The 21,442-nt window shown below is 40.1% G+C and carries 19 protein-coding genes; 15 read left to right on the top strand and 4 right to left on the bottom strand.

Annotated features, from left to right (window positions below):
* The 7 genes from OCV88_RS01480 (at position 1) to argJ (ending at position 8,198) form a co-directional block, all read left to right on the top strand.
* The gene (locus OCV88_RS01480; RefSeq protein WP_158423880.1) at positions 1-804 is read left to right on the top strand and encodes a TlyA family RNA methyltransferase; all 804 of its coding nucleotides are present in this window, start codon (positions 1-3) and stop codon (positions 802-804) included.
* Positions 785-1,669 (top strand): NAD(+)/NADH kinase, encoded by an 885-nt coding sequence (locus OCV88_RS01485; RefSeq protein WP_262590586.1) that lies wholly within the window; start codon positions 785-787, stop codon positions 1,667-1,669. Before OCV88_RS01480 ends, OCV88_RS01485 begins: the two co-directional genes overlap by 20 nt.
* A 9-nt stretch (positions 1,670-1,678) precedes the next feature.
* On the top strand, positions 1,679-2,146 hold the full coding sequence (gene argR / locus OCV88_RS01490) for an arginine repressor (RefSeq protein ID WP_158423881.1): 468 nt from the start codon (positions 1,679-1,681) through the stop codon (positions 2,144-2,146).
* A gap of 12 nt (positions 2,147-2,158) precedes the next feature.
* Positions 2,159-3,832, top strand: a complete 1,674-nt coding sequence (gene recN, locus OCV88_RS01495) for a DNA repair protein RecN (protein ID WP_158423882.1) — start codon at positions 2,159-2,161, stop codon at positions 3,830-3,832.
* Between the two features lie 108 nt (positions 3,833-3,940).
* A complete protein-coding gene (gene spoIVB, locus OCV88_RS01500) occupies positions 3,941-5,173 on the top strand; it encodes a SpoIVB peptidase (RefSeq protein WP_158423883.1) in 1,233 nt (410 codons plus the stop codon).
* A 383-nt stretch (positions 5,174-5,556) separates the two neighbouring features.
* The gene (locus OCV88_RS01505; protein WP_158423884.1) at positions 5,557-6,948 is read left to right on the top strand and encodes an alanine/glycine:cation symporter family protein; all 1,392 of its coding nucleotides are present in this window, start codon (positions 5,557-5,559) and stop codon (positions 6,946-6,948) included.
* Between the two features lie 5 nt (positions 6,949-6,953).
* A complete protein-coding gene (gene argJ / locus OCV88_RS01510) occupies positions 6,954-8,198 on the top strand; it encodes a bifunctional glutamate N-acetyltransferase/amino-acid acetyltransferase ArgJ (protein ID WP_158423885.1) in 1,245 nt (414 codons plus the stop codon).
* Between the two features lie 91 nt (positions 8,199-8,289).
* Here argJ and OCV88_RS01515 read toward each other — a convergent pair whose 3' ends face one another.
* On the bottom strand, positions 8,290-9,099 hold the full coding sequence (locus OCV88_RS01515; RefSeq protein ID WP_262590587.1) for an epoxyqueuosine reductase: 810 nt from the start codon (positions 9,097-9,099) through the stop codon (positions 8,290-8,292).
* Between the two features lie 89 nt (positions 9,100-9,188).
* Positions 9,189-9,845: a YoaK family protein gene (locus OCV88_RS01520; RefSeq protein ID WP_262590588.1), complete on the bottom strand. Its 657-nt coding sequence runs from the start codon at positions 9,843-9,845 to the stop codon at positions 9,189-9,191.
* Positions 9,846-9,977: 132 nt separating this feature from the next.
* Between OCV88_RS01520 and OCV88_RS01525 the strand changes: the two genes are divergently transcribed.
* The 4 genes from OCV88_RS01525 to glgA all read left to right on the top strand — a co-directional run bounded on the left by OCV88_RS01525 (position 9,978) and on the right by glgA (position 14,163).
* On the top strand, positions 9,978-10,532 hold the full coding sequence (locus OCV88_RS01525) for an RNA polymerase sigma factor (protein ID WP_262590589.1): 555 nt from the start codon (positions 9,978-9,980) through the stop codon (positions 10,530-10,532).
* Positions 10,533-10,534: 2 nt separating this feature from the next.
* The gene (rsiV, locus tag OCV88_RS01530) at positions 10,535-11,422 is read left to right on the top strand and encodes an anti-sigma-V factor RsiV (protein WP_158423887.1); all 888 of its coding nucleotides are present in this window, start codon (positions 10,535-10,537) and stop codon (positions 11,420-11,422) included.
* A gap of 202 nt (positions 11,423-11,624) precedes the next feature.
* Positions 11,625-12,419, top strand: coding sequence for a sporulation transcription factor Spo0A (spo0A, locus tag OCV88_RS01535; RefSeq protein ID WP_158423888.1), 795 nt, complete (start codon positions 11,625-11,627; stop codon positions 12,417-12,419).
* A 118-nt stretch (positions 12,420-12,537) separates the two neighbouring features.
* Positions 12,538-14,163, top strand: coding sequence for a glycogen synthase GlgA (glgA, locus tag OCV88_RS01540; protein WP_158423889.1), 1,626 nt, complete (start codon positions 12,538-12,540; stop codon positions 14,161-14,163).
* A gap of 103 nt (positions 14,164-14,266) precedes the next feature.
* Here the strand turns inward: glgA and OCV88_RS01545 are convergent, their stop codons facing one another.
* A complete protein-coding gene (locus OCV88_RS01545; protein WP_158423890.1) occupies positions 14,267-15,181 on the bottom strand; it encodes a DUF5688 family protein in 915 nt (304 codons plus the stop codon).
* 298 nt (positions 15,182-15,479) lie between these two features.
* On the opposite strand from OCV88_RS01545, the gene OCV88_RS01550 reads away from it, so the two are divergent.
* From OCV88_RS01550 to OCV88_RS01565, 4 genes are all read left to right on the top strand, one after another.
* On the top strand, positions 15,480-16,253 hold the full coding sequence (locus OCV88_RS01550) for a SipW-dependent-type signal peptide-containing protein (protein ID WP_158423891.1): 774 nt from the start codon (positions 15,480-15,482) through the stop codon (positions 16,251-16,253).
* 70 nt (positions 16,254-16,323) lie between these two features.
* Positions 16,324-16,878: a hypothetical protein gene (locus OCV88_RS01555; RefSeq protein WP_158423892.1), complete on the top strand. Its 555-nt coding sequence runs from the start codon at positions 16,324-16,326 to the stop codon at positions 16,876-16,878.
* Positions 16,865-18,064: a hypothetical protein gene (locus OCV88_RS01560; protein ID WP_158423893.1), complete on the top strand. Its 1,200-nt coding sequence runs from the start codon at positions 16,865-16,867 to the stop codon at positions 18,062-18,064. Before OCV88_RS01555 ends, OCV88_RS01560 begins: the two co-directional genes overlap by 14 nt.
* Positions 18,048-20,690, top strand: coding sequence for an MSCRAMM family protein (locus tag OCV88_RS01565; RefSeq protein WP_158423894.1), 2,643 nt, complete (start codon positions 18,048-18,050; stop codon positions 20,688-20,690). The genes OCV88_RS01560 and OCV88_RS01565 overlap by 17 nt, the downstream gene beginning before the upstream one ends.
* Positions 20,691-20,850: 160 nt before the next feature.
* On the opposite strand, the gene OCV88_RS01570 is transcribed toward OCV88_RS01565, so the two are convergent.
* The gene (locus tag OCV88_RS01570; protein WP_158423895.1) at positions 20,851-21,255 is read right to left on the bottom strand and encodes a signal peptidase I; all 405 of its coding nucleotides are present in this window, start codon (positions 21,253-21,255) and stop codon (positions 20,851-20,853) included.
* Positions 21,256-21,442 lie beyond the last annotated feature (187 nt).

A 21,442-nucleotide genomic window follows, 5' to 3' on the forward strand; every position in this document is an offset into this window, starting at 1 on the left:
ATGAAAGAACGTCTGGATGTGCTGCTGGTAAAACGCCAGCTTGCGCCTTCACGGGAAAAAGCCAAAGCTATGATTATGGCTGGAAATGTGTTTGTGGACGGCCAGAGAGAGGATAAGGCGGGAACTTCTTTTCCGGAAGAAATTCCCATTGAAATTCACGGGAATACATTGAAATATGTGAGCCGCGGAGGCCTAAAGCTGGAAAAGGCCATGAAGCATTTTCAGATTTCGCTGAAAGGCTGTGTGTGCATGGATATCGGTGCTTCCACCGGCGGATTTACCGATTGTATGCTGCAAAATGAAGCTGTGAAAGTCTATGCGGTAGATGTAGGATACGGACAGTTTGCCTGGAAGCTCCGGCAGGATAAACGGGTGGTCTGTATGGAAAAAACGAATATACGGTATGTAACTCCAAAGGATATTGACGATATGCTTGATTTTGCGTCGGTGGACGTATCATTCATTTCTCTGACAAAAGTTTTAAAGCCGGCAAAGGAACTGCTGCGGGATGGGGGCCAGATGGTCTGCCTGATTAAACCGCAGTTTGAAGCCGGCAGAGAAAAAGTTGGGAAAAAAGGTGTAGTGCGGGATAAAGCAGTACATCTTGAAGTCATTGAAACGATTATCCGTTTTGCAAAAGAGGCAGGATTTACAGTATTAAATCTGGAGTATTCTCCCATCAAAGGACCGGAGGGAAATATTGAGTATCTGGTACATCTTCAAAAAGGAAGCAATGAATTACAGGAGGAAACAGTGAATGCGCATGAGGTTGTAGAGCAGGCGCATGCAGAACTTGATAAGTAATATGCGAAATTTTTTTGTAATTACCAATGAACATAAAGATGAAGGCCTGAATGTGACAAAAGAAATTCAGGATTACATTTTGAAAAAGGGAGGAACCTGCAGTTATTTTGTAAGTACAAAATCAAACTGGAATGAGGAAAACCAGGAAAAAAAGAAGGTTGTTCCGGAACATACAGAATGTGTAATTGTCCTTGGAGGAGACGGGACGTTAGTCCGTGCCGCAAGGGATTTGGCAGGGGAGGGGATTCCTCTGATTGGTGTTAATTTAGGAACGCTTGGATATCTGTGTGAGCTGGAGCGGAAAACAGTATTTGATGCCATTGACAGATTGTTTGAGGACCGTTACGATATTGAACACAGGATGCTGCTGGGCGGCGTTGGTATTTGTGGGGGGAAAGAACAGGGTGAGACTCTTGCGCTGAACGATATTGTAATTCACAGAGCAGGGATGACGCAGATTATGGATCTGGTTGTTTCTGTAAACGGCGAATATCTGAATACTTACAGTGCAGATGGGATTATTCTTTCAACACCTACCGGTTCTACCGGCTACAGCATGTCCGCCGGGGGACCAATTGTTGACCCCAAAGCAGATCTGATTTTAATTACTCCTGTTAATTCCCATGATATAAATTCTAAAAGTATCGTGGTTGGAGCTGATGCCGTGGTAACTGTTAAGGTAGCTCAGCGCAGAGCGGAACGGGATGAAGAAGCCTGGATTAATTTTGACGGCGACAGAATCGTTCATATGCACGTAGGAGATGAACTGGTTGTAAAAAAAGCTGATAAATGTACGGAAATTGTCCGATTAAACCGCGTAAGTTTTCTGCAGATTCTTCGGAAAAAGATGCAGGAATACCATTAGGAGGCATGAATGAAATCAAACCGACATGCTAAGATTCTGGAGATTATTCGAAAATATGAAGTCGAGACTCAAGAGGAGCTGTGCGAAAAATTAAATCAGGAAGGATATCGGGTGACTCAGGCGACTGTATCTAGAGATATACGGGAACTGAAGCTGACGAAAGTTTCAAATAATAAAGGGCGCCAGAAATATATGCCGCTGACGGATAAGCGGGATAATATGGGTGAGAAATTTATCCGGATTTTTAAAGACGGTTTTATATCTATGGATATGGCGCAGAATATTCTGGTAATAAAAACAGTTGCGGGAATGGCTATGGCTCTGGCTGCTGCTTTAGATGCCATGGATTTTGATGAAATTGTGGGAAGCATTGCAGGCGATGATACCATTATGTGCGCTGTCAGAACAACAGAAGATACGGCAAATTTGATGAACCGTCTGCGGAAAATGATGAATGAGATTGATACGGGAGAGTAGAAAGAAGTATCTATGTTACAGAGCTTACATGTAAAAAATCTTGCTTTAATTGATGAAGCGGAAGTAAATTTTGAAAATGGATTAAATATACTGACCGGGGAGACCGGTGCCGGAAAGTCTATTATTATAGGCTCGGTGAATCTTGCCCTGGGAGCAAAGGCCTCTGCAGATCTGATCAGAAAGGATGCCCCGTACGGGCTGGTGGAACTGGTTTTTTCTGTAAAGGATAAAATATTAAGAAAAAGGCTGAACCAGCTGGAGGTGTTTCCGGAAGAGGATGAAATTATTATGACCCGCAAGATTATGACTGGCAGAAGCATCTGCAGAATTAACGGGGAAACCGTTTCAGCCTCTCATATGCGGACCATTGCATCTTTGCTGATTGATATACACGGACAGCATGAGCATCAGTCCCTGCTTTTAGCTAAAAATCATTTAAAGTATGTAGACGCATACGGGCAGGGGGACCTTGACGGATTAAAAAAGCAGCTTTCAGAAGCATTTCATAAATATCAGGAGAAGAAGGCAGAGTTACATGCAGCGTCGATGGACGAAGAACAGCAGGCAAGAGAAATCTCTTTTCTTCAGTTTGAGGTTCATGAGATTGAGGAGGCATGTCTGGTATCCGGGGAGGATCAGGATCTGGAATCAGAATATCGGAAACTTTCTAATAGCAGAAAGATTATACAAGCGGCAGGATTGTCCTATGAGTTTACAGGAAACGCAGTGGAAAATGCATCTGATCTGATGGGACGTGCCTTAAGAGAACTGATGTCTGTCAGTGAATATGACCCAAAGCTGGAAGAATTGACAGGACAGCTGCAGGACATTGACAGTCTGCTGAGTGATTTTAACCGGGAGATCTCTGATTATCTTTCAGAGGCTGATTTTTCTGATGAAATGTTTGTTAAGGTTCAGCAGAGACTGGATTTGATTAATCATCTGAAATCAAAGTATGGAGATTCTGTAGAAAAAATTTTAGAAGAAAAAGAAAAAAAAGAAGCTAGGATTGAACAGCTTTTAAATTATGAAAATTATAGAAAAGAACTACAGACAAATCTGGAAAATTTGGAAGAAATTCTTACAGAGCTTTCGGATACAATTAGCCGGATCCGCAGAAAATATGCAAAAGAGCTTATAGCGGAGATGACGCAGGCACTGCAGGACTTAAATTTTCTGGATGTACAGTTTGATATCCGCTTTGAAAAAACAAAAAATTTTACGGAAGAGGGAACTGACCAGGTTCGGTTTTTTATATCCACGAATCCGGGAGAGGCATTAAAACCGTTAGAACAGACGGCTTCTGGTGGAGAACTTTCCAGAATCATGCTGGCTTTAAAAACAGTTTTGGCCGGAAATGATGAGATAGAGACCTTAATTTTTGATGAAATTGACTCTGGCATCAGCGGACGAACGGCTCAGAAGGTTGCCGAGAAAATGAAGATGACTGCAAAGGCACATCAGATTATCTGTATTACTCATCTTCCCCAGATTGCATCTATGTCCGACGCTCATTTTTTAATTGAAAAAAAAGCCAGACAGGGAACAACCGTATCAAATATCCGTCCTCTGGATAGAGAAGAAAGTATCCTGGAACTGGCCAGAATGCTTGGCGGGGCAAAGATCACGGATACTGTTAAACAGAGTGCCAGAGAAATGAAAGAAATGGCAGATTCGGTAAAATAATACCTGTGTGGATACAGGCTTTCTTTCACATACTATTTCAGGAATGAAAAAATTTTAGGATGCACAAATTGGTGTATCCTTTTTTCTTTCCAATGAAAAGAAAGTCTGGTGTTTAAGGTGCAATTTTTTCAATGGTTTCAGTTAAAAAGAAAAAGTATTTTTATCGGAATGTTTATGGGACTGCTGGTTTTTGCCTGGTTTTCGCTGATACAGCTGATTCCGGACCGTATACAGATTTCGGATCCTTCTAAGCTGACTCTCGGACAGAATCTTCCGGTTTCTTACCAGTGGAAAGATGAAGAGGAAGTGTTCGCAGGAGGAACCAGTGACACCTATAAGCTGAACTGCAGGTTTCTTGGAATTATACCTGTAAAAAGTGTTACGGTACAGGTAGTTGATGAACAGCAGGTAATCCCGGCCGGTACGACCGCCGGCATTCTTCTGGAAATGGATGGAGTATATGTTGTGGATACCAGTGAAATAGAAGACGTCAGCGGAAAGTTTCAGGATCCGGCCAGTCATATTGTAAAGCCCGGCGACTACATCAAAGCTGTGAATAAAACGGCTGTTTCCACGAAGGAGGATCTATCAAAAGCAGTGGCTTCCTGTAAGGGGGAAGATCTGATTCTTACTCTGGTAAGAAACGGGGAACAGATGGACTGTAAAATAAAGCCTGTAAAAACCGGAGAGGACGATTATAAAATCGGACTCTGGGTAAAAGATGATCTTGCGGGGGTGGGTACCATTACGTATATTGATGAACAAGGACGTTTCGGTGCTCTGGGGCATGGTATCAGTTCTAGTGAGACACAGCAGCTGATTTCATTAAGCAGCGGCAAGTTGTATCAGTCTGATATTGTAGCTGTCAACAAAGGGAAAAAGGGAACCCCCGGAGAACTGGTAGGCATGATTTATTACACGTCGGATAACTATTTTGGAAATATTCAGTACAACAGTCAGGCCGGAATTTTTGGCAGATTAGAAAATGCTTCAGATGAACTTGCAGATATGGAGGCGATTCCTGTGGCTTATAAACAGGAGATTGAAACAGGTCCTGCTCAGATTCAGTGTAATGTAGATGGAGAAATCCAGAAATACGACATTGAAATTGAAGAGGTAAATATTAACAGCAAAAACAAAAATAAAAGTATGCTGATTCATGTGACAGATGAACGTCTTCTGAATAAGACCGGAGGAATTGTCCAGGGAATGAGCGGCAGTCCAATCATTCAAAATGGTAAACTAATAGGGGCGGTTACCCATGTAATGGTGAACGATCCCACAGAAGGATATGGAATATTTGCGGAAACAATGCTAGAAGAAACAGAAAAATGTGCGTAAAGAATTTCCTCTCCAGCAATCAGGCAGTTAATGAAGAATTTATTCAGAGACTGCCTGTATTTTTCTTTGAATAAAATATACCAGATGTGAGATGACTCCCGCCTCTATAGGCGGTGAGCAACAAGTAGATATCAGTGGCGGGAGTCAATCCCCCACCTGATATACGCTCCGCGAGGATGTGCAGAGATTCGGAATAGAATGTTGTCAGCAAAGCTGACCCGAATCGCGCACACAGTCTTGCGAGAGCAAGACTTGAATATTCAGTTTGGATTCAAAAAGTACAGGTTCCAAAATACAGCGGGAAGGAATTTGGATTCTGGTTGCAGGGGAATCAATATATTGCTATAATTAATACATTATGGTCAAAAAGGGGAAAAAGAAATATGCAAATGATAGGAAATGTTTTATCGGGGCTTAATGGCGTCGTCTGGGGCGCGCCTATGCTGATTCTTTTATTCGGAACACATTTGTTTTTAACAGTACGTTTGAAATTTATTCAGAAATATACGTTTAAAGGAATCCGGCTGTGTGTAACTAAAGATGAGGACAGCCAGGGAGATATCAGTCAGTTTGGGGCTTTGGCCACGGCTCTGGCAGCTACTATTGGAACGGGAAATATTATTGGTGTGTCTACAGCCATTGCTCTTGGAGGTGCAGGAGCGGTATTTTGGTGCTGGATTACCGGTGTATTTGGTATTGCCACGAAATATTCTGAGGCTGTATTATCGGTCAAATATAGAGTCAAGGATAAAAATGGTTCTATGAAGGGCGGTCCTATGTATACCATTGAACGGGGACTGAAATGTAAATGGCTGGCAGTGATTTTTGCATTATTTACGATTCTTGCCACCTTTGGAGCAGGGTGTACCGTTCAGTCCCATGCGATTACTAATATTATTGAGACTACATATCATGTACCGCCTGCTGTCAGCGGAGCAGTAGTAACGGTGCTGTGTGCTTTTGTTATCCTTGGCGGTGTGAAAACTATAGCAAAAGTATGTGAAAAACTGGTTCCGTTTATGGCACTGTTTTATATTATCGGATGTATTGCAATTCTCATCATAAACCGTGAGTTTTTGATTCCTGCAATTTCGCTGATTTTAAAATCTGCATTTACAACTCAGGCGGCAACAGGCGGATTTATTGGAAGTACCATAATGACTGCCTGCCGGTATGGTATGGCCCGGGGCTTATTTTCCAATGAATCAGGGCTTGGAACAGCACCCATTGCGGCTGCCTCTGCCCAGACGAAAAATCCAGTTCGTCAGGCGCTGGTATCTATGACGGGAACTTTCTGGGATACGGTTATTGTTTGTGCAATGACGGGGATTGTGATTGTAAGTTCCATGCTTCACATTCCGGGGCAGTTTGCTCAGGCGGCAGATGATGGACTGACACAGATATCCTTTGCCCAGCTGCCTGCAGGGGGTGGCCTGATTTTAACAATTGCCTTAAGTGCTTTTGCCTTTACTACAATTTTAGGGTGGTCGTATTACGGAGAGTGCTGTTCGGAATATCTGTTTGGATTAAAAAGTGTAAAAATATACAGAATTATTTTTTTGGCAGTACTGTTTGTTGGTGCAGTAATATCTCTTGATATTATCTGGACTTTTTCAGATCTGATGAATGGACTTATGGCATTTCCAAATCTGATTTCACTGCTATTGTTAAGCGGTGTAGTTGTAAAAGAAACCAGATATTATCTGTGGGAAAAACGATTGAATGAAAAGGCGGGTACAAAAGAAGGTCCGGCGGCCGGAAAGGAACAGGAGTGATTGATATGACAGCAAAAAAAATTGAAGGTTTTTTATGTGAAGAAGGCGGTGTATGTGCAGCAAAGGGATTTTTGGCAAATGGTCTCAACTGCGGACTAAATCCGGTAAAGGAAAAAAATGATCTGGGTCTCATTTTCAGTAAGCGTGTATGTAATGCAGCTGCAGTATATACTTTAAATAAGGTGAAAGGGGCTCCAATTCTTGTTACAAAGAAGAATCTGGAACTTACCGGGGGAAGAGCAAGAGGTGTCATTGTAAATAGCAAAAATGCCAATACATGCAATGCTGACGGGGTTAAAAAGGCAGAAGCCATGTGCCGCCTTGCCGGAGAGGCTCTTATGGTGAAGCCGGAAGAGATGATTGTAGCTTCCACAGGGGTTATTGGCCAGGTTCTGCCCATTGAACCAATAGAGCTTCATATAAAGGAATTGTCAGAAGGTCTTTCCACAGAGAATCATGTAAAGGCGGCCAATGCCATTATGACTACAGATACATTTCCAAAAGAGGTGGCGGTATCTTTTAAAATTGGAGATGTGGTCTGCCGGATTGGCGGAATGGCAAAAGGCAGTGGAATGATTCATCCGAATATGGCAACTACACTGAATTTTATTACAACGGATGCAGATATTTCTTCTGAGCTGCTAAAAAAGGCACTGGGAGAAATTGTAAAGATAACTTATAACTGTCTTAGTATTGACGGAGATACCTCTACCAATGATATGGTGTGTATTCTTGCAAATGGAATGGCAGGGAATGAACAGATTTCATCAGAGGATGAAAATTATCAGGTATTTAAAAATGCTTTATATGCGGTAATGATGACTATGACAAAACTGCTGGCAAAAGATGGAGAGGGCGCAAGCAAGCTGTTAGAGTGTACCTGCAGCCAGGCCCCTGACCTGGATACTGCGATTGTCGTTGCAAAAAGTGTAATTCGTTCTCCGCTTTTTAAATGTGCGATGTTTGGGGAAGACGCCAATTGGGGAAGAATTTTGTGCGCGGTGGGATACGCTCCCGCTGAATTTGATATAGGGAAAGTAGCGGTAGACCTTGTCTCTGATAAGGGCAGGATTCATGTCTGTGAAAATGGAGCAGGTGTTCCCTTTTCAGAAGATGAGGCAAAAATAGTACTTAGTGCAGATGAAATTGGGATTGAGATTAATCTGAATCAAGGAGATGCCTGTGCGAAAGCCTGGGGATGTGATCTTACATATGATTATGTAAAAATTAACGGAGATTATCGTTCCTGATGCCACAGGAAACTATCATTAAAGGTATTGCAATAGAAAAAGAGTCCTGCTTTTGCGGGATTCTTTTTTTATTGCAATAACAGAGAGGATGTCAGTTCTGTTTTTGGCAGGGATTTTGAAATGTGCATGGGAGAGGTGTAAGACATTTTCCACAGACTTCACTGCCGGATGCACTGCCGTTTCCTTCTGTATAGGAACTTCCAAACTGGGTGTACACGGATGCGTTTTTCAGGCATTGCGTAAAACAGAGCTTTCTGTCAAATCCGGAAGATGTAAGAGCTCCTGAAGGACAGTTTTTGACACAGGCCATACAGCTGCCGGAGGATTTATACAGGCAGTTTTCAGATACAGAAGGTTCATCTGCCGCAAAGGGAAGTGTTGTAACAATGGCGTTTAATCTGCCGCAGCAGCCTTTGTTTGTGATCAGCATACGATTCAGACCGAAAGTCCCAAGGCCTGCCAGAAAGGCAATATGTCGGAATGACCATCTGCCGGTGATATTTTCACGATCAAAAAATCCGGATGCCTTTGAAACAGCTGCCTGATAGCCGTGCTCTGTAATAAAATGAATGATATGCTGGTTCAATTTTGGAAACATTGCATTGGTTATTTCATAGGCTCTGGCCCATTCCGGAGAAGCAAGTCCGCAAAAACGGTTAGATTGACCGATATTTTTAGAGAATGGAATGAAATATGCCAGAACAACTGTTGCGCCCGGAAGAATCTCCATAGGCTGGTCATGTTCCCGGTGTACCAGGTTTTTTAATTCTTTCCAGTAAGGGTGGGAGGCATCGGCATATCCTGTCAATGGTGCTTCCCATATATGGGAGAAATCATCCGGCAGCGGATACTTTTGAATAAAGTGTTCTATTTCTGATTGAATCATATTTTTTGTTATCATAAGTAACGCCTTCCATTGAAATTAAGGATTTCTTTTATTGTATAAAATTGGAGATTAAAGTAAAATAAGCAGGGATACCGTCAGTGGGATTAGGCTTTCCGAAACATGGAGGCAAAGGCGGCCGCAAGTGTAATCAAAGTGAACCAGACAGCGGGAATGCCAAAGATGCCTGTTGTAATACTGCCAAGTACTGCACCCAGCAAAAAGGTTCCGATAATAATGAAATAATACCTGGATTTTGTCAGATTTTTTGTGTCTCTGTTTACAAAAAACTGATACAAAAAATCGACAGCACTGCGAAGGTTTCCTGTACACATGGTAGTTGCACAGCCGGTTCCTTTTATTTTCCGGAAAGTTTCTACCTGAATGGAGCAGGCAAAAGCAATCAGTGTGGTTGCAGCTATATTGTAAGTGCCGTAGGGAATCAGGCCCACAAGAAACATCAGTATCATTTCAAGTACCAGGGTCATCTGTCTCCAGTGCAGAAAATTTGGGGACAGCCGGTCTCGAATCCGGTTTGTCAGCAGGATACCGGCGATAAATGCCAAAATAGGAATCAGATAGAAAAGAGCCCGGAAAAATTCCTGAGAAGATAGATACATAGCAAACAAAACCAGATTGCCGGTCTGACAGTTGGCAAAAACCTGGTCCCGGCAGACAAAAGAGTAAGATTCTAAAAAACCGCCGGTGACTGCCAGAAGTGATATAACAAAAACAGATTCAGAAGGCTGAATTTTTGACTGCATAATAAACAACATACTCCTTTCATTTACTATGTTTATTATAAGAGATAGATCAAAACATGCAAGTCTTTGCAGCAGAAGAAAATATGAAGTACGTGAAATTTAACTTTAAGAGAAACTTTTGGGAGAAGAAAAGTGTCTAATGTTATGAAGGAAGTCAATAGCAAAAACAGTGATTTGGAAAAGGACAAAACTGTTAAGAAAAAAGAAGCTTTGAATATAGAGCACTGTGTTCATCAGGCGCTGACGAAAAATTATGACAGGTATTACCGTCTGGCATACAGTTATGCAAAAAATGAAGCGGATGCTATGGATATTGTACAGGAAGGGGCTTACAGAGCTATTTTAAAATGCGGCAGTATCCGGCAGAAAGAATTTATAGAAACATGGATCTATCGTGTGATGATCCGTACTGCTTTGAATTATATAAAAAAACGGAAACAGGAACAGAAGTTTGCTGAGATTTCTGATATTGCAGAAGGAATAGAAGATCATTATGAAAATGTGGATCTGAAAAATGCTATCCGGCAGCTGGGAGAACCTGCAGGTACGATTATCAGATTAAGGTTTTTTGAGGAACTGCCTATCTCTCAGATTGCTAAAATATTGGAAGAGAATGAGAACACCGTAAAAAGCAGACTGTATCGTTCTTTGAAATCCTTGAAAAAGGCAATGGAACAGGAGGGGTGATCTTGACGGAATGGAGAGAACTTGAAGAACTGAAAAAAGAGTATCAGAATATTCCGGTTCCATCAGAAGGAAGATCCGGTGTAGAGACAGCCGTAAAACTGGCAGTAAAAATAAAGAGGGATAGAAAAAGAAAACGGTTTCTGGGACGTGTTTTGGCAGCTGCGGCTGTATTGCTGCTGATTTTTGTGTTGCCCAATACTTCTAAAACAATTGCCTATGCTATGCAGAAAATACCGGTTCTGGGTGCTGTTATCAGTGTTGTAGTTCCAGAGGAATACCGCTATGAAAGCGAGCGATATCAGGCCGATGTGTCAGTACCCAGGCTTGTGGTAGAAGAGAGTACATCAACAGCCGGTATAGAAAAATCGGCGGATGAAATTAACAGAGAAGTTGATGAGATGACAAAACGTCTGATTCAGCAATTTGAAGCTGATGTAAAAAACGGACAAAGTTACGGAGGAGTCACCGTAAGCCATAAGGTTGTAACAAATACGGATCAGTGGTTTACTCTTCGGATTGATGTATATGAAGCTGCAGGAAGCAGTAATTTTTATTCTTATTTTTATCATATTAACAAAGTAACAGGTGAAATTGCTCAGCTGAAAGACATTTTTAAACGGGGTTCAGACTATAGAGCGGTTATCAGCAATGAAATTAAAAAGCAGATGAAAAAGGAGATGGATGCGGATCCGGATGTGATTTACTGGTTAAACAATTCGGAAATAGGAGATGGAAATTTTAAAGCAATTCAGGAAAACCAAAAATTTTATTTTGACAGGGAAGGTAATATTGTGATCTGTTTTGACAAGTATGAAGTGGCACCAGGCTATATGGGACCGTCAGAATTTACCATTGACAGCAAGGTTATTGCTGAATATTTAGTGAAATAGGAAAAATATGGATTTACGCCTAGTATTTTGTGGATTTTCATGATAATATACCGAAACAATATGAAATGAAGAAATTTGAAGGAATTTAACGTTTTATATTGGTTTATGGTATCGACAGTCTTCGACAATAGTCTATCTGGAGTATGATTATAATACCTTTAGTTCCATTGATAGAATACTTTTGACAAAAACGGAGGTAATTATGGAAAAGTTAAGTGTCGCTATCGCAGATGATAACGAGAATATGGTACGTTTACTTTCAGATATTGTCAGAAATGATGAAGAATTACTAGTGATAGGAACTGCGAAAGATGGAGAAGAAGCATATGAAATGATTCGAACGAAGGAACCGGATGTGGTATTGTTAGATATTGTCATGCCGAAACTCGACGGATTGGGTGTCATGGATAAAGTAAGAAATGACAAAAATTTGAAAAAACTTCCGAATTTCATCATGGTTAGTGCAATCGGGCAGGAAAAAATTACAGAAGATGCGTTCCGCAGAGGTGCAGATTACTATATCATGAAGCCTTTTGACAGAGATATTATTGTCAACAGGATTAAAATGGTGAAGAGAAATAATCAGAAAAGACCAAACGAGATCCGTTCCGTTGGAGCCTATGAAAATGTGAAACAGTTTTCAAAAAGAAATCTGGAGAATGATGTAACAAATATTATTCATGAAATCGGAGTACCGGCACATATCAAAGGCTATCAGTACTTAAGAGAATCAATTATCATGTCTGTAAATGATATTGATATGCTGAACTCTATTACAAAGATCTTGTATCCTACCATTGCGAAAAAATATCAGACTACGCCAAGCAGAGTAGAACGGGCGATTCGTCATGCTATTGAAGTAGCATGGAGCAGAGGGAAAATGGATACAATTGATGAATTATTTGGTTATACCATACATAATGGAAAAGGAAAACCTACAAATTCAGAGTTTATAGCTTTAATATCTGATAAAATCAGACTGGAATATGATTTATAGGTGGAAAACAGTAGTTTCCTGACGGGTAATCATGTATAATGGGTCATATAAAAAGACAGTTGTTAATGACTTAAGCTTTTTATTTGACAGTACGTGGATGAGTCCCGGAGGAAAGCAGATGAAAAACGTATTACTGGCAGCTTCTGAAGCTGTTCCATTTATAAAAACAGGGGGGCTTGCTGATGTGATCGGCTCGCTGCCCAAATATTTCGATAAGAAAGAATATGATGTACGTGTGATTTTACCGAAATATGCATGTATGGACAGGTCTCTTTTGCGAGGATTAAAAAAATCAGCGGAGACAGAGGTCTGTTTGAATTGGAGAAAGCAATATGCCGGGGTGTATCAGGGAGAGGCAGACGGGATTATTTATTATTTTATTGATAATGAATATTATTTTTCAGGCCCGGCTCCGTATGATCAAATCTATCTGGATGCAGAGAAGTTCGCATATTTTTCAAAAGCGGTTCTTACTGTATTGCCCCTGCTTGATTTTTGCCCGGACATTATTCACTGCAATGACTGGCAGACCGGTTTGATTCCTGTGTTTTTAAAAACACAGTTTCAGGCAGACAGTTTTTACCGGCATATAAAAACAATATTTACAATTCACAACATGCGGTACCAGGGAAGATGGTATATGGATGCATATCGGGATATTACCGGCCTTCCGGATTCCTGTTTTACCATGGACACAATGGAATGTTATGGTCAGGCGAATCCTTTTAAAGGCGGGATTGTAGAATCCGATATCATTACAACTGTCAGTGAAAGTTATGCCAAGGAAATTCAGGAGCGTGACGGCGGAGAAGGCCTAGATGGTCTGATGCGGGCGCGCGGCTGTCGGCTGTTTGGAATTATAAATGGTCTGGACTATTCAGTATATAATCCTGAGACAGATCCATTGATAGCGGCGAATTTTGGTGTTGGAAACTGGCAGGACCAAAAAAAACTGAATAAGAAAGCGCTGCAGGAACAGATGGAACTTGGAGTCCGGGATGATGTTTTTTTAATCGGAATGGTCTCCAGAATGACAGATCAAAAGGGTTTTGATCTTGTAGCGCAGAAAATAGAAGAGATTATGAAATTGCAGGATGTACAGCTTGTCCTGCAGGGGAGCGGAGAAGAAAAATACGAATCAATGCTTGTGAGTTTTTCCAAGAAGTATCAACACCGCATGGCGGTGAGAATCGGATATTCAGAGGAGCTGGCACATCGTATTTATGCATCAGCAGACACTTTTTTAATGCCTTCTATGTTTGAACCATGCGGTTTAAGCCAGTTAATAAGCCTAAGATACGGAACCGTTCCAATTGTGCGGGAGACCGGAGGGTTAAAGGATACTATCAAGCCATATCAAGAAGGTAATCAAACAGGGACAGGTTTTTCTTTTACCGCGTACCATGCAGATGATATGATGTCTGTGATTCGCTGTGCCTACCATGTATACAGGAATCATAGAGAACAGTGGAATGATGTTGTGTTGAGGGGAATGCAGCAGGATTATTCCTGGATAAAGTCAGCTGAAAAATATGCGGAATTATATGATATGTTAGTTCAAATAAAAAGTACAGAAATTGAACAGGAGAAGGTGCGGCAGGAAGCGGAAAAGGCTGCGGTTCTGCTGCGGAAAAAAGTAGATGAGACATTGTCTCAGAAGTCTATGGGAAAAAAGGTAGAGGATTCGAAACCAAAGAAAACAGCAGGAAAAAATAAAAGATCAACTAGTAAAAAGCGAAAGTAAATGAATGGCAGGTTGCAGGGATATCCAAAGACAGGATCAGAGCAGTCTGCCTTTATTTTTTGCTGATTTCATATAGCGAGACTTGAATTCCAGTTTGTGATTGTCACATGGAAATACGATCCTCTTCTCTGGAATAGTAATAGGCGTGGTCTGAAAGAACATCCTCGGGATTTACTTCTGAATGGTTGATAGAACTGACCATTTCGGAGAGTTCAAAAAGTGAATACCTGTTGGCAGTAGGAACGAGTATCACTTCGTGAATACTGCTGGGAAGAATATAGAAGTCCATATCTGTTTTTTGTGAAAAATGTTTTAGCAGATTCTGATAAAGAATGCAGGCAGCTCCGTATTGACGGTTCTGACTGCTTAAAACATACATGGGATACTGTTCATCAGAGGCACAGGGGGTGGCTGTCAGACAAAATTCCTGATGGGGAATTTCTGAAACATCGGAATTACGTAAAATGGAATGCAGATCTAGAAGTTCATATCCAAGAAGATCAGGTGTATTTGTTTTGGCAATAGAGTAGAGATCTGTCAGGGAAAGGTTCCACATACTCAGATGCTGATTGTGAATGAGAATAGAAGCATTTTGCTCTGAGGAAGAAGGGAGCAGACAGTAAAATACGATTGCCAGATCTAGAAAACGAATATAGGGAATATCATCCAGCAGACTTAAATTTTTTTCAAAATTAATTAATTTATAGGCAATGTGGCTTTGGATTTGTTCTAGATCAGTAAAGAACTGAATATCAACAGATGATTCCGGATGGTGCTTTTGATAGTAATTTATAATTTCTGTGCAGATATTTTCAAAAGGGATTCCCTGTTTAAGTTTTTGAAAGTAGTAATTTAAATAAATGGTAGGGGCGATATTAGTTTCTTCCGGCATGATGATTAATCCATCCAGCCGGATACCATTGTTTTTTATAATTGACTGAATAAAGATATGATAGGTACTGCCAAGCTGATACCGGATATATTCTATAATAGAATTTTTAAAAGATTGATAATTCATTGTTCCTCCTTCTCAGGAAAGGAATAGTGTGGACGAAAATGATAGTTAAACTGTAGCATGAAATTTTTATGGCAGCAAGTAGTTTACAGAAATATATATGTACAAAAATAGTTTAATTTTTTTGTGTATTATAACTAAAAATAAAAAATGTAGTTGAAAAAATATTTTGCTGTGATATACTTGTCGTACATACACGGACTGAGAGGTCATCTTACAATTTTTATCCTGTACAATTCTGTACGTTATTTCCAAAAAACAAAAAATTTAATTTGAATCAAAAAGGAGAACAGATATTTATATGGCATTTCGTAAAGCTTTAAAAAAGAACAAAAAGTCACTGAGATTTTTGGCAGTTCTGTTTTGTGCCGTTAGTGCAGCGGGTCTTGCCGGTGGAACTATGGCTTATCTGACGGATCATAAAGAGACTGTTAACACATTTACAGTAGGGAAAGTATCTATTGAAGGAGAGGAACCCGGGTGGGACCCGGACGGGAACGATGATCCGGGTGGAATTGCAGAAGATATAGTGCCGACACAATCCTGGAGGAAAGATCCCCAGATCAGAAATGTCGGGAAAAATGACGCCTATGTGTATATGGAAGTGTCGGTTCCTATGGCAGATGTTATTTATACGGATGCATCAGGAAAAAGGGCCAATGATGGAAAACTATCTCATATTGAATTGTTTGAGTTTGATGGTGAAGAGAAAGTTGTTCAGACATTAACAGATGGGATTGGTATCAGTGAACAGAATGATTCGTGGACACTTCTTTACAAAAAAGAAATAAATAACTGCATGGTCTATACGTTTTGTTTTAATAAAATTTTAAAACCGGAGGAAACTTCGGAACCGCTGTTTCACAAGATTACATTTGCTAATGTGGTAGAAGGGCAGCTGGATGAAGAAAAGCTGGATGTTAAGGTAGGGTATTATGCAATACAGACCTTAAATACCGGAGGGGATTCTGAGAGTGTTACAGAGCAGGCTAAAAATGCCTATGACAAATATATTATTCAGAATCTTGGTCAGGAAGGAACGGTGGTAAATACAAATGGAAAAGAAGAAAAATAGAAAAACGGAAAAAAGGAGGCAGGCAGACCGCTGCTGTATATGAATGAAAAGATATAAAAGGAAATTAACCGTGATTTTTTCTTTGTTTTTTTCTATTGCTGCTATTTGGGGGATTTTTTCCGGGACACAGGCCTTTTTAAGTGATCAAGGGGAACCTTCTGTAAATCAGTTTATGATTGGAAAGCTGGATACATCTGTAACAGAAGAATTTTATCCGGAAGATTTTGAGAAAGAGGAAGAGAAAATTATCAGCAAAAAGGCATGTGTTACAAACAACGGCATCGTTGATTCCTATGTCCGTCTGTCTGTGACATTCAGCAGCAGTGACTGGAATGCAGAGCTTTTGAATCTGGATACAGATGACTGGATTTATGATATGAAAGACGACTGTTATTATTACAGGAAAATGCTTTCACCGGGAGAATCCACTACAGATCTTTTTGATGGTATTAAGATACCCAAAGAAAAAGATACCGGTTCTCTGACGGAAACAGAATCCTTCCAGGTATATGTTTCGGAGGAGTCTGTACAGGCAGTACATGGTAATCGGGTGTTTCGTGATTATAAAGAAGCGTGGAATTATTATACAGAGCAGAGACAGGGGGATATAAGTGAAGAGAAATAAGTATATAATTTTGCCTGTGTTTCTGGCAGCTGCGGCAGTTGTTTGTACGATTCAGGGGGTTTTTGCTATGCGGTCTTTTGTCACTGCGGTCACAAATCATGCACAAGTAGGGAATGTTCGGATTGGACTCAAAGAATATGCTGTCAATGATGACGGGGAAAAAGAGGAATTTACTGATTATCAGATTATTGTTCCCGGGCAGACAGTGTCTAAAATTCCCACGATTACAAACCAGAATGAACCGGTTTACATCAGGGCAAAAGTTTCTTTTGAAAATGTCAGCGCCAGGACGGAAAAGCCGGAACAGATTTTCCTGGCAGACGAAAATTGCCTGAAAGGGATCAGTGACCAATGGTTAAAAATCGGTGATTATTATTATTACAAAGAGATTCTTAACACGGGAGAATGTGTAGAATTATTTCGGGAGGTTGCTTTTCCAGAATATTTTACAGAAGAAAGTTCAGATCAGAACACATGTATTCTGATTCAGGCGGATGCAATCCAGGCAGATAATTTTATACCGGATTTTGATTCACAGAAGCCCTGGAGGGATGAAAAAATTCTGGAAAGTATAAAAGAGAGCAATGGAAAGGCTGTATCCAGACAAAGCGAGTATCAGAATCTGTCAGTTACTTTTAATGGAGCAGCGTCAGAACTGCTTTCTGCGCCGGATGATTTTTTCATAAATCTAAAGAATCTGATGCCTGGGGATAAGCTAAAGGATCAGATTTATCTGAATAATGAATCCGAAAAAAATGTAAGTATCTTGTTTTCTGTAAAAAATCCGGAAAGCTTATCAGATATTCAGAAAAAACTAATGGAAGAAATCCAGCTTACAATTTCCTGTGACAAAGAGAGATTATTTCATGGAGAACTGTCTTCTGAAATACTGGAAAAAGGAATGGAGCTTGGAACATTTAAAGGTAAAACAAATGCGGGACTGGATTTTAAGCTGACAGTTCCAGAAGAGCTGGATAATACATATGCACTGGAAACCTGTGAAACTCAGTGGATATTCACTGCACAATATCATGATGACCAGAGTGCTGTCATACAGGTTCCGAAAACATCAGATTTTCTATGGAAGAGTATGTTATGCTTTGGGGGTGCAGGCATTTTAGGTGCTGGTGTAGGATATCTTTCTGGCAGGCTGAAGAAGGAGGGATTTCTTGAGAAAAAGAGCTGATTTAACACAGAAGTCCGTTGCTGCTGTATGTATCGCGGTTATACTCTGTATGGTGTTTTTGTTATTGCCTATGCCGGTAAATGCTGCAGACCAGTATGCATATAAAATGGACGGGGACAAATTGATTACGGTTGTAAATGATAAGTCCACCCTTTCCGGAACCTACTCCTTTACACCCAGAGTTAACAGTAAAACTGTGGTGACAGCCCAAGGTACAGCTTTAAAAGGGGCCAATGATTCGCCTGCAATGTCTAATTGTTCCAAAACAGATATTTTATCAAAGCCGTGCTTTATTTTTGCCGGAACATCAGAAGAAGATTTTTCAGACTGCTGGATTAAATATGCAAATGTGGGAACCTGGTATGATAATTCAGACAATCCTCATATTGTGGATATTAAAGTAACGGTAAATAGTGTTTCTTTTGCGAAAACCGATGACGGAAATAATTTCCCGTTTAGTTTTGCGGCTGAAAAAGGGTCTATTGGAATACTTATGTCCAGGTATGGAAGAGTCAAGATGACACTGACTTTTTATGAGCATGGGACCAACAAAAAACTGAACTTGTCAGGGCATTTTAATATTGGAGATGTGGATGTAAATCAGGGAGTTCTGATGTACAAAAACAATGTAAAGCAATACTATGTGTATGATGATTCGGACAGTAATTTGAAAGTGAATACCACTGGATATTCATCCGGATATGTTTTTTATGCAGATACGGATACCAATTTTGCCAATGGCCTGAAAAAAGCTATGGTGATGGAGTCTTTTAGCGGTTCTGAAGTGAGTTTCTATTATTATGGGAAATACCGTCCCGGTACTAATGGAACGGCCAAGTCTATCAAAGGAGCATTTCAGGAAATCTATGGAAATGTAACCAACAGCAAATGGCAGCATTTTTATGATTTGTGTAAGAGTGCTTATGATGCAAAAGACTATACCGGATATAATTATCAGGATTCAAATTCGAAATATGATGGCGGTATGTTTATGAACACATTTTTTGAATTAAGTGCAGATGCACCTATGGCGCAGAATATGCCGGATCCCGTAAAAACAATAAGTGTAGAAGCTTCTGATTTTACAGAAAATCATGTTTCTAGTGTCCAGGAAGATTTGAATGAAGCATTGCTGGGAAAAACAGATCATCTGTTTTATTACAATATTTACCAGTATGTGCCATATGAAAGCCTTGCAGAATTTCAGTATGATAAGCTGGAAATTACAGATACGTTGAGAGATTTTCTGAAAACAGATACCGGGCAGTGCAGTGTATACAACGAAAACGGAACGGATGTTACGAAATATTTTGATGTGTCTGTAAAAGGGAGTAAGGTTACTTTTCGGGCAAAAGCAGATTATCTGAAAAAGAACAGCTTTTATGGGCACAGTTATAAGTTTCGAATTAAATGTTGTGTGAAAGATCTGGATTCGCTAAAGAACAGTCAGGAAAAACAAATGAGCAGTGAAACCGCATCTAACGGGATTGTGACAGAGACTTATTCCTGGGAAAATACTGCACAGCGTCATATGGAGCGTTTTGGAAATGATTCTGATATGGAAACCAATCTTGTCATTGTAAAGGCAAAACATAAGATTGTGGACTCAACGGTAATATTGCAAAAAGTGTCTGAAAAAGTTTTTTCGGAAACGGAGGAAGTTAAAATAGGTCAGGTAAAGTTTCATATTTGGAGAGAGGATCAAACCTTTGATCAGATATTAGAAACTGATGACAGTGGTAAAATTACACTGACAGATTTAAAACCGGGCAGATATTTTTATCAGGAAACCGGTGCGCCGTCAGGATATATAAAGGATGACACTGTCAGGGAGTTTCTGGTGGATGATGAAGGTCTGATTCAGGGAAAAGTGAAGGAAACCTTTCAGGTTAAAAATTCCCCTATCCAAATACAGATCAGGAAACTGGATGCTGTTACAGGACAGCCCCTGGCCGGAGCACATTTAAAGCTGGTGGACAGCTCCGATAAAACTTATCTGACATTTGTCAGCAAGGATACGCCAAAACAGATTGCCCGGATTCCGGCAGGAACCTATACGCTGATAGAAACAAAAGCGCCCAAAGGTTATGCGCTGGCTGATCCGGTAACAGTGAAAATCGAAGAGAAACCGGAAATCCAGACTTTTGAAATGAAGGATGTTCCGTATGGCAGTCTTACTGTTGTAAAAAAACTGAAGTTTTCGGAAATTACCTTTGCACACGGAAATCCTATCTTCCGGTTTACTGTCAGCGGAAAGGATCTGGCCGGAAAATCTCATGAATATGGTACGGTGCTGGAGTTTACAGATGAATTGAAGCCGGATGGCAGCGGGTTTGTAACAGTATCTCATACATTTTTCAATATACCTGCCGGTACCGCTTATCAGGTAGAAGAAAATTTTTCTCTGCGTTACCGTCTGGAGAATGTCAGCAGTTTGTATAATAATGTTACCATACAGAAGATAAAAGAGGGTGCGTATGGAGACAAACCATCAGAGCTTTTTAAGACTACTGTAAATTTACAGCAGAAACTAAAAGGAACATCTGTCACGTTTGAAAATGTAAAATGTATCTGGGATGATTATACCCACACAGATATGATTAATAATTCAATAACTGTAAAATAGAGACAAAATATTTTAAGCTGTCCCGCAAAAGATGAAAGATTACCCGGACCAGATATCTGGTATTTGGATTGTTTTGCGGGACAGAAATGATATCGTGGCTGCTTTAAAGTTCAGTTCACGAATGATGTATTTACAAGTATTTTTCTTGTAAGCAGAAGATTTATTTGAATGTAAGGATTTCTGAAATCATCTGAAAAAGATATCCCAGATAAGGAATGTGGAATACTGCTTTTCCAATAATCATATTCCGGTTTACAGGAAAAAAATCCTGAGCTTCGTTTGCATCCCCTTTGGTGATAAAAGAATCTTTTGATGTAATAGACAAAATCCTGTGTGTAACACGGGTATCTGAGAGCTGGTAACATATAATGTCACCAATTTGAAAATTGTCTGCATTTGTATTTACAATCACCATGCTTCCGGTTTTTATCTCAGGTTCCATGGAACCTGATAAAACATAATAGGATTTGAAACCGCTAAGATGCAGTAACAGCAGAAACAGAAGAAATCCTGTAACAGAAAAAAGAAAAAATTTTCCGGTAAATTTAAGTAGTTTTGTAACCATAATACTCCTGAATGGGAGTCCGGGAATGTGTAATAGAATTATGAAGACTTGATAAAGAAAAATTTTACATTAAAAATATAACATACCTCATAAAAAAGAAAAATAGTAAAATTGCAGTTTTTACTGCATTAGGTTTATCGTACATTTCAAAGAAGTAGTTTGTTGGCAGTCATAATAGAGGACTTTA

The organism is Brotonthovivens ammoniilytica (assembly GCF_025566885.1).
Lineage (GTDB): Bacteria > Bacillota > Clostridia > Lachnospirales > Lachnospiraceae > Brotonthovivens > Brotonthovivens ammoniilytica.

What these genes read in the sequence shown, in the direction of transcription:
- argJ (WP_158423885.1), top strand. Translation starts at nt 6,954, where the DNA reads ATGACAGCAAAAAAAATTGAAGGTTTTTTATGTGAAGAAGGCGGTGTA.
- glgA (WP_158423889.1), top strand. Translation starts at nt 12,538, where the DNA reads ATGAAAAACGTATTACTGGCAGCTTCTGAAGCTGTTCCATTTATAAAA.
- recN (WP_158423882.1), top strand. Translation starts at nt 2,159, where the DNA reads ATGTTACAGAGCTTACATGTAAAAAATCTTGCTTTAATTGATGAAGCG.
- argR (WP_158423881.1), top strand. Translation starts at nt 1,679, where the DNA reads ATGAAATCAAACCGACATGCTAAGATTCTGGAGATTATTCGAAAATAT.
- OCV88_RS01545 (WP_158423890.1), bottom strand. Translation starts at nt 15,181, where the DNA reads ATGAATTATCAATCTTTTAAAAATTCTATTATAGAATATATCCGGTAT.
- OCV88_RS01480 (WP_158423880.1), top strand. Translation starts at nt 1, where the DNA reads ATGAAAGAACGTCTGGATGTGCTGCTGGTAAAACGCCAGCTTGCGCCT.
- OCV88_RS01485 (WP_262590586.1), top strand. Translation starts at nt 785, where the DNA reads ATGCAGAACTTGATAAGTAATATGCGAAATTTTTTTGTAATTACCAAT.
- OCV88_RS01515 (WP_262590587.1), bottom strand. Translation starts at nt 9,099, where the DNA reads ATGATAACAAAAAATATGATTCAATCAGAAATAGAACACTTTATTCAA.
- OCV88_RS01505 (WP_158423884.1), top strand. Translation starts at nt 5,557, where the DNA reads ATGCAAATGATAGGAAATGTTTTATCGGGGCTTAATGGCGTCGTCTGG.
- spo0A (WP_158423888.1), top strand. Translation starts at nt 11,625, where the DNA reads ATGGAAAAGTTAAGTGTCGCTATCGCAGATGATAACGAGAATATGGTA.
- OCV88_RS01570 (WP_158423895.1), bottom strand. Translation starts at nt 21,255, where the DNA reads ATGGTTACAAAACTACTTAAATTTACCGGAAAATTTTTTCTTTTTTCT.
- OCV88_RS01520 (WP_262590588.1), bottom strand. Translation starts at nt 9,845, where the DNA reads ATGCAGTCAAAAATTCAGCCTTCTGAATCTGTTTTTGTTATATCACTT.
- OCV88_RS01550 (WP_158423891.1), top strand. Translation starts at nt 15,480, where the DNA reads ATGGCATTTCGTAAAGCTTTAAAAAAGAACAAAAAGTCACTGAGATTT.